At 70.6% G+C, this 12,558-nt stretch carries 12 protein-coding genes; 3 read left to right on the top strand and 9 right to left on the bottom strand.

Features of this window, described 5'->3' with window-relative positions; translation table 11 throughout:
- Nucleotides 1–25: 25 nt before the first annotated feature.
- The 5 genes from rlmB to FVS66_RS16060 form a co-directional block, all read right to left on the bottom strand.
- Nucleotides 26–976, bottom strand: coding sequence for a 23S rRNA (guanosine(2251)-2'-O)-methyltransferase RlmB (gene rlmB / locus FVS66_RS16080; protein ID WP_149181869.1), 951 nt, complete (start codon nt 974–976; stop codon nt 26–28).
- A gap of 85 nt (nt 977–1,061) precedes the next feature.
- Complete coding sequence (gene cysS / locus FVS66_RS16075) at nt 1,062–2,462, bottom strand: cysteine--tRNA ligase (protein WP_149181868.1); 1,401 nt, start codon at nt 2,460–2,462, stop codon at nt 1,062–1,064.
- Nucleotides 2,463–2,571: 109 nt separating this feature from the next.
- Entirely contained in the window at nt 2,572–3,066 is a 495-nt protein-coding gene (gene ispF, locus FVS66_RS16070; RefSeq protein ID WP_149181867.1) for a 2-C-methyl-D-erythritol 2,4-cyclodiphosphate synthase, read from the bottom strand.
- Nucleotides 3,056–3,793: a 2-C-methyl-D-erythritol 4-phosphate cytidylyltransferase gene (ispD, locus tag FVS66_RS16065; protein ID WP_149181866.1), complete on the bottom strand. Its 738-nt coding sequence runs from the start codon at nt 3,791–3,793 to the stop codon at nt 3,056–3,058. The genes ispF and ispD overlap by 11 nt, the downstream gene beginning before the upstream one ends.
- Before the next feature lie 299 nt (nt 3,794–4,092).
- The gene (locus FVS66_RS16060; protein ID WP_003953493.1) at nt 4,093–4,575 is read right to left on the bottom strand and encodes a CarD family transcriptional regulator; all 483 of its coding nucleotides are present in this window, start codon (nt 4,573–4,575) and stop codon (nt 4,093–4,095) included.
- A gap of 637 nt (nt 4,576–5,212) precedes the next feature.
- Here FVS66_RS16060 and FVS66_RS16050 point away from each other — a divergent pair.
- Nucleotides 5,213–5,869 (top strand): DUF461 domain-containing protein, encoded by a 657-nt coding sequence (locus FVS66_RS16050; protein ID WP_149181865.1) that lies wholly within the window; start codon nt 5,213–5,215, stop codon nt 5,867–5,869.
- Nucleotides 5,870–5,993: 124 nt separating this feature from the next.
- On the opposite strand, the gene FVS66_RS16045 is transcribed toward FVS66_RS16050, so the two are convergent.
- Both FVS66_RS16045 and FVS66_RS16040 read right to left on the bottom strand, forming a co-directional pair.
- Nucleotides 5,994–6,674: a response regulator transcription factor gene (locus tag FVS66_RS16045; protein ID WP_149181864.1), complete on the bottom strand. Its 681-nt coding sequence runs from the start codon at nt 6,672–6,674 to the stop codon at nt 5,994–5,996.
- Nucleotides 6,671–7,909 carry an ATP-binding protein gene (locus FVS66_RS16040; RefSeq protein WP_149181863.1) on the bottom strand — a complete coding sequence of 413 codons (1,239 nt, stop codon included), beginning with the start codon at nt 7,907–7,909 and terminating at the stop codon, nt 6,671–6,673. Before FVS66_RS16040 ends, FVS66_RS16045 begins: the two co-directional genes overlap by 4 nt.
- 197 nt (nt 7,910–8,106) lie before the next feature.
- Here FVS66_RS16040 and phoU point away from each other — a divergent pair, with 197 nt between their 5' ends.
- Complete coding sequence (gene phoU, locus FVS66_RS16035) at nt 8,107–8,787, top strand: phosphate signaling complex protein PhoU (protein WP_149181862.1); 681 nt, start codon at nt 8,107–8,109, stop codon at nt 8,785–8,787.
- A 358-nt stretch (nt 8,788–9,145) separates the two neighbouring features.
- Here phoU and FVS66_RS16030 read toward each other — a convergent pair whose 3' ends face one another.
- Both FVS66_RS16030 and FVS66_RS16025 read right to left on the bottom strand, forming a co-directional pair.
- Entirely contained in the window at nt 9,146–9,898 is a 753-nt protein-coding gene (locus FVS66_RS16030; protein ID WP_149181861.1) for a histone deacetylase, read from the bottom strand.
- A gap of 452 nt (nt 9,899–10,350) precedes the next feature.
- Entirely contained in the window at nt 10,351–10,638 is a 288-nt protein-coding gene (locus tag FVS66_RS16025) for a hypothetical protein (RefSeq protein ID WP_149181860.1), read from the bottom strand.
- A gap of 831 nt (nt 10,639–11,469) precedes the next feature.
- Here FVS66_RS16025 and FVS66_RS16020 point away from each other — a divergent pair.
- On the top strand, nt 11,470–12,558 hold the full coding sequence (locus FVS66_RS16020; protein WP_149181358.1) for an IS630 family transposase: 1,089 nt from the start codon (nt 11,470–11,472) through the stop codon (nt 12,556–12,558).

Below are 12,558 nucleotides of genomic sequence, written 5' to 3'. Positions count from 1 at the left end.
GGAAGGTGCGGTGAGTACGGCCGCGTCAGCCGCGGCGGCGGGCCGCCTCGTACAGGACCACACCCGCCGCGACGCCCGCGTTCAGCGACTCGGCACCGCCCGGCATCGGGATGCGGACGAGGACGTCGCACGTCTCGCCGACGAGCCGGGACAGGCCCTTGCCCTCGCTGCCGACGACGATGACGACCGGACCGTCCAGCGCCTCGAGGTCGCCGACCTCGGTCTCGCCCTCGGCGGCGAGGCCGACCACGGTGATGCCGGCCTTCTGGTACGCCTCCAGGGCGCGCGTCAGGTTGGTCGCGCGGGCGACCGGGGTGCGGGCGGCCGTGCCGGCGGAGGTCTTCCACGCTCCGGCGGTCATCCCGGCGGCGCGCCGCTCGGGCACCACGACACCGTGGCCGCCGAACGCGGACACGGAACGGACGATCGCGCCGAGGTTCCGGGGGTCCGTCACTCCGTCGAGGGCGACGATCAGCGGGTCCTCGCCCTCGTCGAACGCGGCCGCCGCCAGGTCCTCGGGGTGCGCGTACTCGTACGGCGGGACCTGGAGGACGAGGCCCTGGTGGTTGAGGCCGTTCGTCATCCGGTCGAGCTCGACGCGCGGGGCCTCCATCAGGTGGATGCCGCCGCGCTCGGCGGCGAGCTGGAGCGCCTCGCGGACCCGCTCGTCGTTGTCGATGAACTGCTGGACGTAGAGCGTGGTGGCGGGCACGCCGTCGCGCAGTGCCTCGAAGACCGGGTTGCGACCGACGACCATCTCGGACTGGCCCTTGCCGCCGCGCCGGGCGACCGGACGGCGCGCGGCGTGCTTGGCCTTGGCGTTGGCGACCCGGTTCTTCACATGGCCCTTGCGCGCCGAGGCGGGCGGCGTCGGGCCCTTGCCTTCCAGTCCGCGGCGTCGCTTGCCACCGCTGCCGACCGTCGCGCCCTTCTTGTTGCTGGTGCGGCGGTTCCTGCGCTGGCTGTTCCCGGCCATGACCTACCTGTCTCCGTCAAACTTCACAGTCGTACATACGTCAGTGTGCCGCCCGGCCGGGCCGGGCGGCACATCCAAGAGTGCGTCAGCGGGCGCCGAGCGTCCAGCGAGGCCCGTCGACGCTGTCCTCGATGACCAGACCGGACTGCCCGAGCTGGTCGCGGATGGCGTCCGCGGTGGCCCAGTCCTTGCGGGCGCGGGCCGCCTCGCGCTGGTCGAGGACCATACGTACGAGGCTGTCGACGACGCCGTGGAGGTCCTGGCCGCGGTCGGACTCGCCGGCCCAGTGCGGGTCGAGCGGGTCCAGGCCGAGGACGCCGAGCATGGCCCGGACCTCCGCGAGCCGGTCCACCGCCGCGTCCTTGTCGTCGGCGGCGAGGGCGCTGTTGCCCTGCCGGACGGTGTTGTGGATGACGGCGAGCGCCTGCGGCACGCCCAGGTCGTCGTCCATCGCCTCGGCGAACGCGGGCGGCACCTCGGCGGCCGGCGCCACGTCCCGGCCCGCCTTCTCGGCGACCCGCTGGATGAAGCCCTCGATCCGGGCGAACGCGGCGTCCGCCTCGCGCAGGGCCTCCTCGCTGTACTCGATCATCGAGCGGTAGTGCGGGGTGCCGAGGTAGTAGCGCAGGACGATGGGGCGCCAGTGCTTGACCATCTCGGAGACGAGGACGGAGTTGCCGAGGGACTTCGACATCTTCTCGCCGCTCATCGTGACCCAGGCGTTGTGCACCCAGTACTTCGCGAACTCGTCGCCGTACGCCTTGGCCTGGGCGATCTCGTTCTCGTGGTGCGGGAAGACCAGGTCCAGGCCGCCGCCGTGGATGTCGAACGCCTCACCCAGGTACTTGTGGGCCATCGCCGAGCACTCCAGGTGCCAGCCGGGGCGGCCGCGGCCCCACGGGGTCTCCCAGCTGGGCTCGCCGGGCTTGGCGGCCTTCCACATGGCGAAGTCCCGGGGGTCGCGCTTGCCGGTCTCGCCCTCGCCGGACGGCTGGCGCAGCTCGTCCAGGTCCTGCCGGGACAGCTCCAGGTACGAGGGGAAGGACCGCACGTCGAAGTAGACGTTGCCGTCGGCCTCGTAGGCGTGGCCACGCTCGATGAGGCCGCGCATCATCTCGACCATCTCGGTGACGTGTCCGGTGGCGCGGGGCTCGTACGTGGGCGGCAGGCAGCCCAGGGCCTGGTAGCCGTCGTTGAACGCGCGCTCGTTCTCGTACCCGATGGACCACCACGGGCGGCCCTGGTCGGCCGCCTTGGCGATGATCTTGTCGTCGATGTCCGTGACGTTGCGTACGAACGTCACGTCGTAGCCGCGGTGGGCGAACCAGCGGCGCATGATGTCGAAGTTCAGCCCGGACCTGATGTGCCCGATGTGCGGGGCCGCCTGCACGGTGGCGCCACAGAGGTAGATCGAGACGCAGCCCGGTGTGAGCGGGGTGAAGTCGCGGATCTGCCGGGCGCTGGTGTCGTACAGCCGAATAGTCACCCCTCAAGAGTAGTGGGCCCGAGCGGGCGCGCCGACGCCGTCCCGTCCCGCTGTGCCGACGGCGCCGACGGTGCCGCAGGCACAGCGGACTCTCGTGGTGGCGCGCCCGCTACGAGGTGCGGACCACCAGGGCTGTGGCGATGGCCGCCAGGCCCTCCGCCCGGCCGGTCAGGCCGAGGCCGTCGGTGGTCGTGCCGGAGACCGAGACGGGCGCGCCGACCGCCGCGCCCAGGGCCTTCTGCGCCTCCTCCCGGCGCTTGCCGATCTTCGGGCGGACGCCGATGACCTGGACGGCGATGTTGCCGATCTCATAGCCCTCGGCACGGACGATCCGGGCCGCCTCGGCGAGCAGGGTGACGCCGGAGGCGCCGGACCACTCGGGGCGATCCGTGCCGAAGTGGGCACCGAGGTCACCGAGCCCGGCGGCGGAGAACAGCGCGTCGCACGCGGCGTGGGCGGCGACATCGCCGTCGGAGTGCCCGGCGAGCCCGTACTCCTCGCCCTCCCAGAGCAGGCCGGCGCACCACAGCGCGCGGCCGCGCTCGAAGGCGTGCACATCCGTGCCGATGCCGACCAGGGGCATCACGGGCGGCTCAGAAGCCATCGTTGACCCTCCTCCGCGCCAGGACCGCCTCCGCCAGGACCAGGTCCAGCGGGCGGGTGACCTTGAACGCCTCCTCGTGGCCGGGCACGGCCACGACCTGGACACCGAGCTGTTCGACCATGCTCGCGTCGTCGGTGACCTCGCCGGTGACCTCGTGATGGGCGCGTACCAGCGTGTCGCGGTCGAAGCCCTGCGGGGTCTGCACGGCGCGCAGCCGGGCGCGCTCGGGGGTGCCGAGGACCGGTTCGGGCGCGCCGTCGCCGCGGGGCTCGACCTCCTTGACGGTGTCGGCGAGCGGCACGGCCGGGACGACGGCGGGGGCGCCGTCCCGTACGGCCTCGATGACCGCGTCGACGGTGTCGACCGGGACGAGCGGCCGGGCGGCGTCGTGGACGAGGACGGTGGTGACCGTGTCGGGCAGGGCGGCGAGGCCGTGCCGTACGGAGTCCTGGCGGGTCTCGCCGCCGGGGACCACGAGGACCTCGGTGCGCTCGGGCGCCGGGTACTCGTCGAGGAGCGCCCTGACGCCGTCGACGCCGTCCGGGGGCGCCACGACGACGACCAGGGACACGGCGCGCGAGGCGGACATGGCCCGTACCGCGTGGATCAGCATCGGGATGCCGCCCAGCGTGCGGAGCGCCTTGGGGGCACCCGGGCCGAGTCGTACGCCTCGGCCTGCCGCGGGGATGACCGCTGCGGTGCTGGAGGGAGGTGCTGCGTCTGACATCGGTTGCACTCCGGCAGGTTTGTTTACTCGGCCGACATGGGTATGGCCACAGCGAGCCGGGCGCGACGCCTTGACCGGACCCTTCCGTGACGCTGGTCGAGCGGGTCGCTCCGCGCGCCGACGCCGGGGAGCCGGGAGTCGGCATGAGCCTCATGAGTCATGCGTGAGTCATGAGTGCGGACATGCCGCAGCGCCCGGCGACGATGCTGTGGCCTCACAGCATGTCATCGGGCACCGCGGCAGTTAATCGCTTCGTTCACATGTGAGGCGTACCGCACACGTGGAGTCCGAGTTCGACGTCAGGACGCGAGGACCTCGTCGAGCAGCGCCTCGGCCTTGTCTTCGTTGGTGTTCTCAGCGAGCGCGAGCTCGCTGACGAGAATCTGGCGCGCCTTCGCGAGCATCCGCTTCTCTCCGGCGGAGAGACCGCGCTCCCGCTCGCGCCGCCACAGGTCGCGCACTACCTCGGCGACCTTGATGACATCGCCGGAGGCGAGCTTCTCGAGATTTGCCTTGTAGCGACGGGACCAGTTGGTGGGCTCTTCGGCGTAAGGTGCGCGGAGCACCTCGAAGACCCGGTCCAGCCCGTCCTGCCCGACCACATCGCGCACACCGACGAACTCCGCATTGTCCGCCGGCACACGTACCGTCAAGTCGCCCTGGGCGACCTTGAGCACCAAGTAGGTCTTGTCCACGCCTTTGATCTGACGAGTTTCGATGGCCTCGATCAGCGCGGCCCCGTGATGGGGATAGACCACGGTGTCGCCAACCTTGAACGTCATGTGACAGGTACCCCTTCCGTGGCTATCCAGGGTAACACGAGAACGGCTTCTTCTGAATGGCGTTTTCGCAGGTCAGGGCATATCTCGGGGCTTGACAACAGCGACGCGAACGTGCTGCGACGGCCTTCCGGAAGGGGGTATTCGCAGGTCGGAGCCGCTACGGACGCGGTACGAAACGTCTCCGCTACGCACGTCCAGAGCGCCGCCAAGGAGAGGAAACGTCCCGATTTGTCGGGTTCGAAGGCGTCCAGTTCCCGTACTCCGTTCGGTTGTCGGTCACTCGCACGGGCGGACGCCGGGGAAGTTTCCCGAATAGATCACGGGTGGCTAATTCGTAGGGAATGCGTGTGGGCCGGAGAATTGATCAAGGCGGTTATGTGAACGGCGATCGGAAGCCGCCCGGCGCCCGCGGACACCGCCGGGACGCCGCCCACGGCACGCGGGTGCCGGGGAGTGCGCGGGGGTGTGAGGGCGGGTCCGGGGCGGGTCGGGTGCGGGACGGGGACACGGGGTCGGTAACCTGAGCCCGCCGACTGCCCCTTAAGGTCCGGTCCCGTCGGTCCGGTCGAGGGACGGTCGCACCGCTACACCGACCGTGCCCGTCCAGTAGTCCGTACGTCTAGGAGTTGCCGCCGCCGTGAGCCGCAGCCTTCGACGCGGCGCCATCGCCGCTTCCGCCCTTGTGATCTCGATCGCCTCGCTCACCGCCTGCGGTGCGGGCAACGACGCACAGACCCTCGGCGTCAGGCCGGACAACGCCGCCGTCACGGTGGGCACCATCAAGGTGCAGAACGCCGTGGTGATCACCCAGCCAGAGGGCGGGGAGGGCCCGGCGTCCGTCTCCGCCACCGTCTTCAACGACGGCACCAAGGACCAGACGCTGGAGTCCATCCAGCTGCCCGGCACCGACGCCGAGGTGAAGCTCTCGCCGGCCAAGGGCTCCGGTCCCGTCACCGTCGCCGCCGGCGGCTCCGTCGTCATCGGCGGCCAGGGCAACGCCGCCGCCGAGATCACGGGCGGGAAGGACATCGTCGACGGCTCCGTGCAGGAGATCGTCTTCCAGTTCAGCGAGACCGGCGATGTGAAGCTCGAGGGGATCGTCTTCCCGGCGACCGGCTCCTACAGGGACTTCGGCCCGTCGGGCGCGCCGTCCCCCGCCGCCTCGCCGACCGCCACCACCGCCTCGCCGGACGCCTCGCCCGCCGGCAGCCCGGACGCCTCCCCGACCGGGACGGCCACCGAGACCTCCCCCGGTGCGGAGACCTCTCCGGCCGCGGGCGGCGACAGCCACTGACGGCCGTCGGCGGCCGCTGACAGCCGCCCCCTGACATACGCGAAGGGCGCCCCACCGGATTCGTACCGGCGGGGCGCCCTTCGCCGTACGGCCTACGGCCCTACGGCGTACGGCCCTCTACGGCCTACGGCTCGAACTTGTAGCCGAGGCCGCGGACCGTGACCAGGTAGCGCGGCGCACCCGGGTCCGGCTCGATCTTGGCTCGCAGCCGCTTCACATGGACGTCGAGGGTCTTGGTGTCGCCCACGTAGTCCGCGCCCCACACCCGGTCGATGAGCTGCATACGGGTCAGCACGCGGCCCGCGTTGCGCAGCAGCATCTCCAGGAGGTCGAACTCCTTCAACGGGAGGTCCACCTTTCCGCCGTCCACCGTGACGACATGGCGGTCCACGTCCATCCGCACCGGGCCGGCCTCCAGGGCCGCCGGGGCGGTCTCCTCCGGCTCGCCGCGGCGGCGCAGCACCGCGCGGATGCGGGCGACGAGCTCCCGCGACGAGAAGGGCTTGGTCACATAGTCGTCGGCCCCTATCTCCAGGCCGACGACCTTGTCGATCTCGCTGTCCTTCGCCGTGACCATGATGACGGGGACGTTCGAGCGGCCACGGAGCTGGCGGCAGACCTCCGTGCCGGGCAGCCCGGGCAGCATCAGGTCGAGCAGGACGAGGTCGGCGCCGTTGCGCTCGAACTCGTCGAGACCCTCCGGTCCGGTGGTTGCGATGGCAACCTCGAATCCCTCCTTGCGGAGCATGTAGGACAGAGCGTCGCTGAAGGACTCCTCGTCCTCGACGACAAGCACTCGGGTCACGGAAGGGCCTCCGGGGCTGTGAGCGGATCGCTGGTGATCTCGGAGCTGGGGGTACGGCGGTCACGGTCGCGGGCGCGGTCGCGCGCCGCGGCCGCCTCGGGAAGGCGGAGAGTGAAGGTGGAGCCCTGGCCCTCGGTGGACCAGACGGTGACCTCGCCGCCGTGCGAGGCCGCCACGTGTTTGACGATGGCCAGGCCGAGGCCCGTACCGCCGGTGGCGCGGGAGCGGGCGGGGTCGACCCGGTAGAAGCGCTCGAAGATGCGCTCCTTGTCCTTGTCGGGGATCCCGATGCCCTGGTCGGTGACGGCGATCTCGATGAGGTCGCCGCCGGGAGCGGTGATGCGGCGGGCGGCGATGCCGACTCGCGTATGAGCCGGAGAGTAGTTCACGGCGTTCTCGACGAGATTGCCGAGGGCGGCGGCCAGCTGGCCTCGGTGCCCCCAGACACGCAGGTCGGCGGTGCCTCCCGAGGCCATGGTGATGTTCTTGGTGGTCGCCGTGTGCCGGGAGCGGTCCATGGCCTCGGCGACCAGTTCGTCGACCCGTACGGGCTCGGCGTCCTCCAGCGAGTCGTCGTTCTGGACCCGGGAGAGGTCGATCAGCTCCTGTACGAGGTTGGTGAGGCGGGTCGCCTCGACCTGCATGCGGCCGGCGAAGCGTGTGACGGCCTCGGGGTCGTCGGCGGCGTCCATGACGGCTTCGGAGAGCAGGGACAGGGCACCGACCGGGGTCTTGAGCTCATGGCTGACGTTGGCGACGAAGTCGCGGCGTACGGCCTCGATACGGCGGGCCTCCGTGAGGTCCTCGACGAGGAGGAGGACCAGCCGGGAACCGAGGGGCGCGACGCGCGCCGACACGGCGAGGGCCTCGCCGCGTCCGGTGCCACGCCGCGGGAGATCCAGCTCGACCTGGCGTATCTCGCCGTCGCGGCGGGTGTCGCGGGCCATCTGGAGCATGGGCTCGACGGCCAGTTTCCCGCCGCGCACAAGGCCGAGCGCGTAGGCTGCGGAGCTGGCTTTGACGACGGAGTCGCTCTCGTCGAGGACGACGGCGGAGGAGCGCAGCACGGACAGCACGGTGTCGACGCCGGGCGGCAGCACGGCATCGGTGTGCAGGGAGGTCCGGGTGGGCCGCGCCTGGTCGCGCTCGCTCCAGCGGAACGCCAGCATTGCGATGACGCCGGTGAGCAACCCGGCGATCGCTGCCGCTGCGGCGACCGCCGCGTTCACGTCCATGCATCCAGGTTAGGCATGGTCACGGATACTCTCCCAGCCGTCCGAGTGGCTGCTCGAACAGTCGTCGCTCAGAGTTCACCGAGGGGATAGTGACGGTTCACTTGGGAGGGAGGCCCCCGACTTGTCGCACACGGACGGTGGGAGCGTGGGGTCCGAGCCCCACCCGGACCCCCGTAAGCAGTGAGAGAGGGACATCCATGCGGGACGCGTACCACGAGGAACTGGACTCGATCGGCGAGGGGCTGGTCGAGATGGCCCGGCTGGTCGGGTCGGCGGTCGGGCGCGCCACGACGGCGATGCTCGACGCGGACCTGAAGCTCGCGGAGGCCGTGATCGCGGCCGACCAGAAGGTCGACGACCTCCAGCACGATCTGGAGGCCCGGGCGATAGCGCTGCTGGCCCGCCAGCAGCCGGTCGCGACGGATCTGCGGATCGTCGTGACGTCGCTGCGCATGAGCGCGGACCTGGAGCGGTCCGGCGACCTGGCGCAGCATGTGGCGAAGCTCGCGCGGCTGCGCTTCCCGGACAGCGCGGTGCCGCGTGACCTGCACGCCACGATTCTGGAGATGGGGCAGCTGGCGCAGCGCCTCATGGCCAAGGCGGCCGAGGTCATCATCACGAAGGACGTCGACCTGGCGCTCCAGCTGGAGCAGGACGACGACGAGATGGACCTGCTGCACCGGACGCTCTTCCAGCACCTGATGGACGACCGCTGGAAGCACGGCATCGAGACGGCGGTCGACGTGACGCTGCTGGGCCGCTACTACGAGCGGTTCGCGGACCACGCGGTGTCGGTGGCGAAGCGTGTGGTGTACCTGGTGACGGGCGAGCACGCGGACGAGCTGCAGCAGCCGGAGGCGCCGGTCGAGGGCGCGTGACCCCGCGTCCCGCCCGCCGGGGCGGCGCACGGTGGCGCCAGGGGGGCGCGGCTCCGGGTGGGCGCCTCCGTGCGCTGTTGATGCGCCCTCCCCGTTGGGCATGCAATGGGGGCGAGGCGACCTACGCCCGCCGTTGAGGAGGAACAGATGGCAGATTCCCCCACGACCCAGCCCCAGCAGGAAGCGCCCGTCGAAGTGGTGCACCTTCCCCTTCTCGGCGCCTGCGGCTGCGGCTCCGGCTGCGGCTGCGGCTGCCAGTCGGGCGGTCCTTGCGCGTGCAGCGGCAGCTGCGGATGACGGTCTGAGGACCTCACTCACGGCTGCCGGGGGCCCCGTCCGCGGCTCGCGGGCCGGGGCCCTACCCCGTGAGGAGCACGTCCAAGATGTCCGGCGCGGTCCAGTGGCCGGCGGCACCGGGGCAGGCCGCCAGGTAGCCGGCGACCGTCGGGGCGTCCCAGGCGCCCGCTGCGAGCAGCCCGCGCGCGAGACACCGTACGTAGGGGGCGGAGGGACGGTTCCAGGGGACGGCGTCCATCGACCAGGGGGCCGTGACGGTCAGCAGTGGGTGCCCGTCGAGCCGCCCCGCGCAGACGAGCGTCTCGTACCGCCCCTCCCCCAGCACGGCCCGCCCGTCGCGGAGCGCGGCCGTCAGATCGAGGTCCGGGCCCGCGCCGGGCTCCCGGTACATCTCCTGGGCGGCGATGTCGGAGAACTGCGCCGCCGTGATCAGATGCGCCCGCGCCAGCACGCGCGCGCCCCTCATGGCCGTCGCGTCCTCCGCGGCCCTCGGGTCCTCCGCGACCCCCGGGTCCTCCGCGACCCCCGGGTCCGTCGCGGCCCTCGCGTCCGGATCGTAGAAGGCCCGTCCGCCGCTCCACACCGGCGACTCGGTCGCGAAGTACACCGCCCCCGGCACCTCCACCGCCACGCTCGCCCGCGGCGCCGCCCGGTCCCGGCAGCCGGGGTAGCTCCGCGCGGCGCCGAGGGGCTGCCCACCGCCGAGGTAGCAGGCGAGCCGGTCCGGGTCGGTGTTGGAGCCGTAGGCCAGGTACCAGACGAGCCCCTCGCCGCCGGCGGCGTCGGCGGCGGTGAGGGGCTCGGTCACGGTCATACCGTCCGTGCGTCTACTTCTTCTTGCCCTGGGTCTAGGGGGCCCGCTTTTCGGCCCTGGTCAGCGTGCCGCACACCTCAACTGACCAGCGGTCGAGCGGTCATTGATGGCCGTCGTTGGTCATCGTTGGTCGGTGTCGCAGGGCCCAGAGAGGGCCCAGAGGGCCCGCGCTCCTCAGGACGAAGAGCAAGACGGACCGCCCTCCGGGCGGGCGACCTTCGAAGCGCCAGCAGCCCGCGCGACCGGGGCGCCATCGGGCCGCTCGCGTTGAGGGTGCTACGCGAGGCTTTTCAGTGGGGGCGTCACGGTGTGTGGCTGTAGTGGCTAGTGCGCCACTAGTGCCGTTACGACACTGGCTGACCTGACGCTGTTCGATCGCGTGAAAGGGCTCCCTATCGGCGGCATCCGCACCGCTGGGACGGGCACAGCACTGCCCCGAGGCGGCTGATCGCCTAGGCGGACACATATGTGAGTGCCGGATACACCTCCGGGTCGCCCTCGACACCGGCCTCACGGAGGATCGGAATGAGGATCTCGGCGAAGCGGTTGAGGGCCTCCTCGGACTCCCAGACGTCGACGACGCGGAAGGTATTCTCGCCCTGTCCCGCGATGTGTGCGAGCAAACCTTCTACGGGCCAGTCGGCTGGAGATTCCATCCGGTTCTTGCCCCCCGTCAACTTGCGGTTGGTCTCCTCGTACTGCTCCTGTGTGAACTCGGGGGAGATGAGGACGATCGGCATTTGGATCCTTCCAGATCGCGGAGACGCGGCATGGGGCTGCCACGTCTGGGCCGGAATCAGGCAACGGCGACGTCCGCCTGTTCACATTTCGATCCTGGACCGCGTCGCATCATCGCGCATGACTTGCTGCTCCACACGAGACGGAGTCACGCCCGTCGACAGGGCGAACGTTGCCTGATGCGGCATTAGCCAGTAGCCGGTAGCGCTCTGTGAGCCGCTCATGCGTGATCGGGGTGACGTAGACGGAGCGTGCCCCCTGAAAAGCCCGTCCGAAGCGAGTGACTGGGACAGGCAAGAGGAGCACCGGGGGCGCGGCCGTGCTCCTCTTGCTTGTCGCGAGCGAGCGGCGGGGCGAGCCCTTCGAACCAGGAAGTGCCCGCCCGCGGGGGCTCTGCGCCACCCGTCCTAGAGAGTTGAGAGAAGACAGCGTCCGCAGCGTCCGCACGGACAGGCGCACAGCCGCTGACCTGCAACGTTGGTGTGGACGCTAAACAAAATGTCTAGCGTCCGCCAGCGTCCGCAGCGTCCGCAATATCCACGGCCCACCTTTAAGATCACCGCAGGTCAGCACGCTTTCGCCTGGGGAGGGGGTGCGGACGCTGAAGAGACCACCGCCTCTCGGCAGGGGTGGTCTCTTTCCATGAATCACGGGGGCCGCTCGGGACAACCAGGTGACACGGCGGGGGCGAGCGCGAGCGGAGCTCGCTGCCAAAAGTCGTGCGGCCATCGGCCGCCCCTTCTATGGCCCTCTGTAGCAGATGCGGCGCGGCGGTTCGCTGCTAGACCTAGTGTCCTGAGTCGGTAGTTCATTGGCGGTTGTAGGGTTGGGGGATGCCGGGCCCGAAGCCGTTGTCATTGGAGTTGTCCGAGCGCGAACGCCGCGTACTGCGAGGCTGGTTGCGCAAGCGGACCGCGGGGCAGGCCTTGGTGCTGCGCGCGAGGATCGTGCTGGCGTGCGCCGAGGGCCGCCCGAACGCGCAGGTCGCGCAGGAGCTCGGTATCTCGCGGGAGACGGTGCGCAAGTGGCGGTCCAGGTTCGCTTCCGACCGTCTTGAGGGACTCGTCGACGCTCCGCGCTCGGGTGCCCCGCGCAGGATCACGGACGAGCAGGTCGAGTCCCTGGTCGCCCGGACCCTCGACCAGGCACCCCCTTCGGGGGATTCGCACTGGTCGACGCGGTCGATGGCCCAGGCTGCGGGCATGTCGCAGTCCGCAGTCTCCAGAATCTGGCGGGCGTTCGGCCTCAAACCGCACATCGTGCAGACATGGAAGCTGTCCACCGACCCGCAGTTCGTGACCAAGGTCCGCGACGTGGTGGGCATCTACCTCGCCCCGCCCGAGAACGCCCTGGTGCTGGCGGTGGACGAGAAGTCGCAGATCCAGGCCCTGGACCGCACCCAGCCCGTGCTGCCGCTGGCACCGACGACGCCGGCGCGGATGACCCACGACTACGTCCGCCACGGCACCACCAGCCTGTTCGCCGCACTCGACATCGCCTCCGGCTCGGTCATAGCCCAGCACTACCGACGCCATCGCCACCAGGAGTTCCTCCGTTTCCTGAAGACCATCGACGCCGCCGTGCCCAAGGACCTGGACCTGCACCTGGTCCTGGACAACTACGCCACCCACAAGACCGAAGCGGTCAAGAAGTGGCTGCTGCGACACCCCCGCTTCCACCTGCACTTCACTCCCACCTCGGCATCCTGGCTCAACCTCGTCGAACGCTGGTTCGCCGAGCTGACCTGCCGCAAACTCCGCCGCTCGGCCCACCGCAGCGTCGTCGAGCTCGAACGCGACATCCGCGGCTGGATCAACGAGTGGAACAAGAACCCCAAGCCGTTCGTGTGGACCAAGACCGCAGACGAGATCCTCGAAACCCTCGCCGCATACTGCACACGAACTAACGACTCAGGACACTAG

This window comes from Streptomyces sp. TRM49041 (assembly GCF_008271805.1).
In the GTDB taxonomy this organism is placed as follows: Bacteria; Actinomycetota; Actinomycetes; order Streptomycetales; family Streptomycetaceae; genus Streptomyces.
The sequence above is the reverse complement of the archived record's forward strand: the minus strand, read 5'-3'. Positions and strand labels throughout refer to the sequence as shown.

Bases quoted from the DNA above. Each gene is read 5' to 3' on its own strand.
- rlmB (WP_149181869.1), bottom strand. From the start codon at position 976: ATGGCCGGGAACAGCCAGCGCAGGAACCGCCGCACCAGCAACAAGAAG.
- ispF (WP_149181867.1), bottom strand. From the start codon at position 3,066: ATGGCTTCTGAGCCGCCCGTGATGCCCCTGGTCGGCATCGGCACGGAT.
- ispD (WP_149181866.1), bottom strand. From the start codon at position 3,793: ATGTCAGACGCAGCACCTCCCTCCAGCACCGCAGCGGTCATCCCCGCG.
- FVS66_RS16060 (WP_003953493.1), bottom strand. From the start codon at position 4,575: ATGACGTTCAAGGTTGGCGACACCGTGGTCTATCCCCATCACGGGGCC.
- FVS66_RS16040 (WP_149181863.1), bottom strand. From the start codon at position 7,909: ATGGACGTGAACGCGGCGGTCGCCGCAGCGGCAGCGATCGCCGGGTTG.
- phoU (WP_149181862.1), top strand. From the start codon at position 8,107: ATGCGGGACGCGTACCACGAGGAACTGGACTCGATCGGCGAGGGGCTG.
- FVS66_RS16030 (WP_149181861.1), bottom strand. From the start codon at position 9,898: ATGACCGTGACCGAGCCCCTCACCGCCGCCGACGCCGCCGGCGGCGAG.
- FVS66_RS16025 (WP_149181860.1), bottom strand. From the start codon at position 10,638: ATGCCGATCGTCCTCATCTCCCCCGAGTTCACACAGGAGCAGTACGAG.
- FVS66_RS16020 (WP_149181358.1), top strand. From the start codon at position 11,470: ATGCCGGGCCCGAAGCCGTTGTCATTGGAGTTGTCCGAGCGCGAACGC.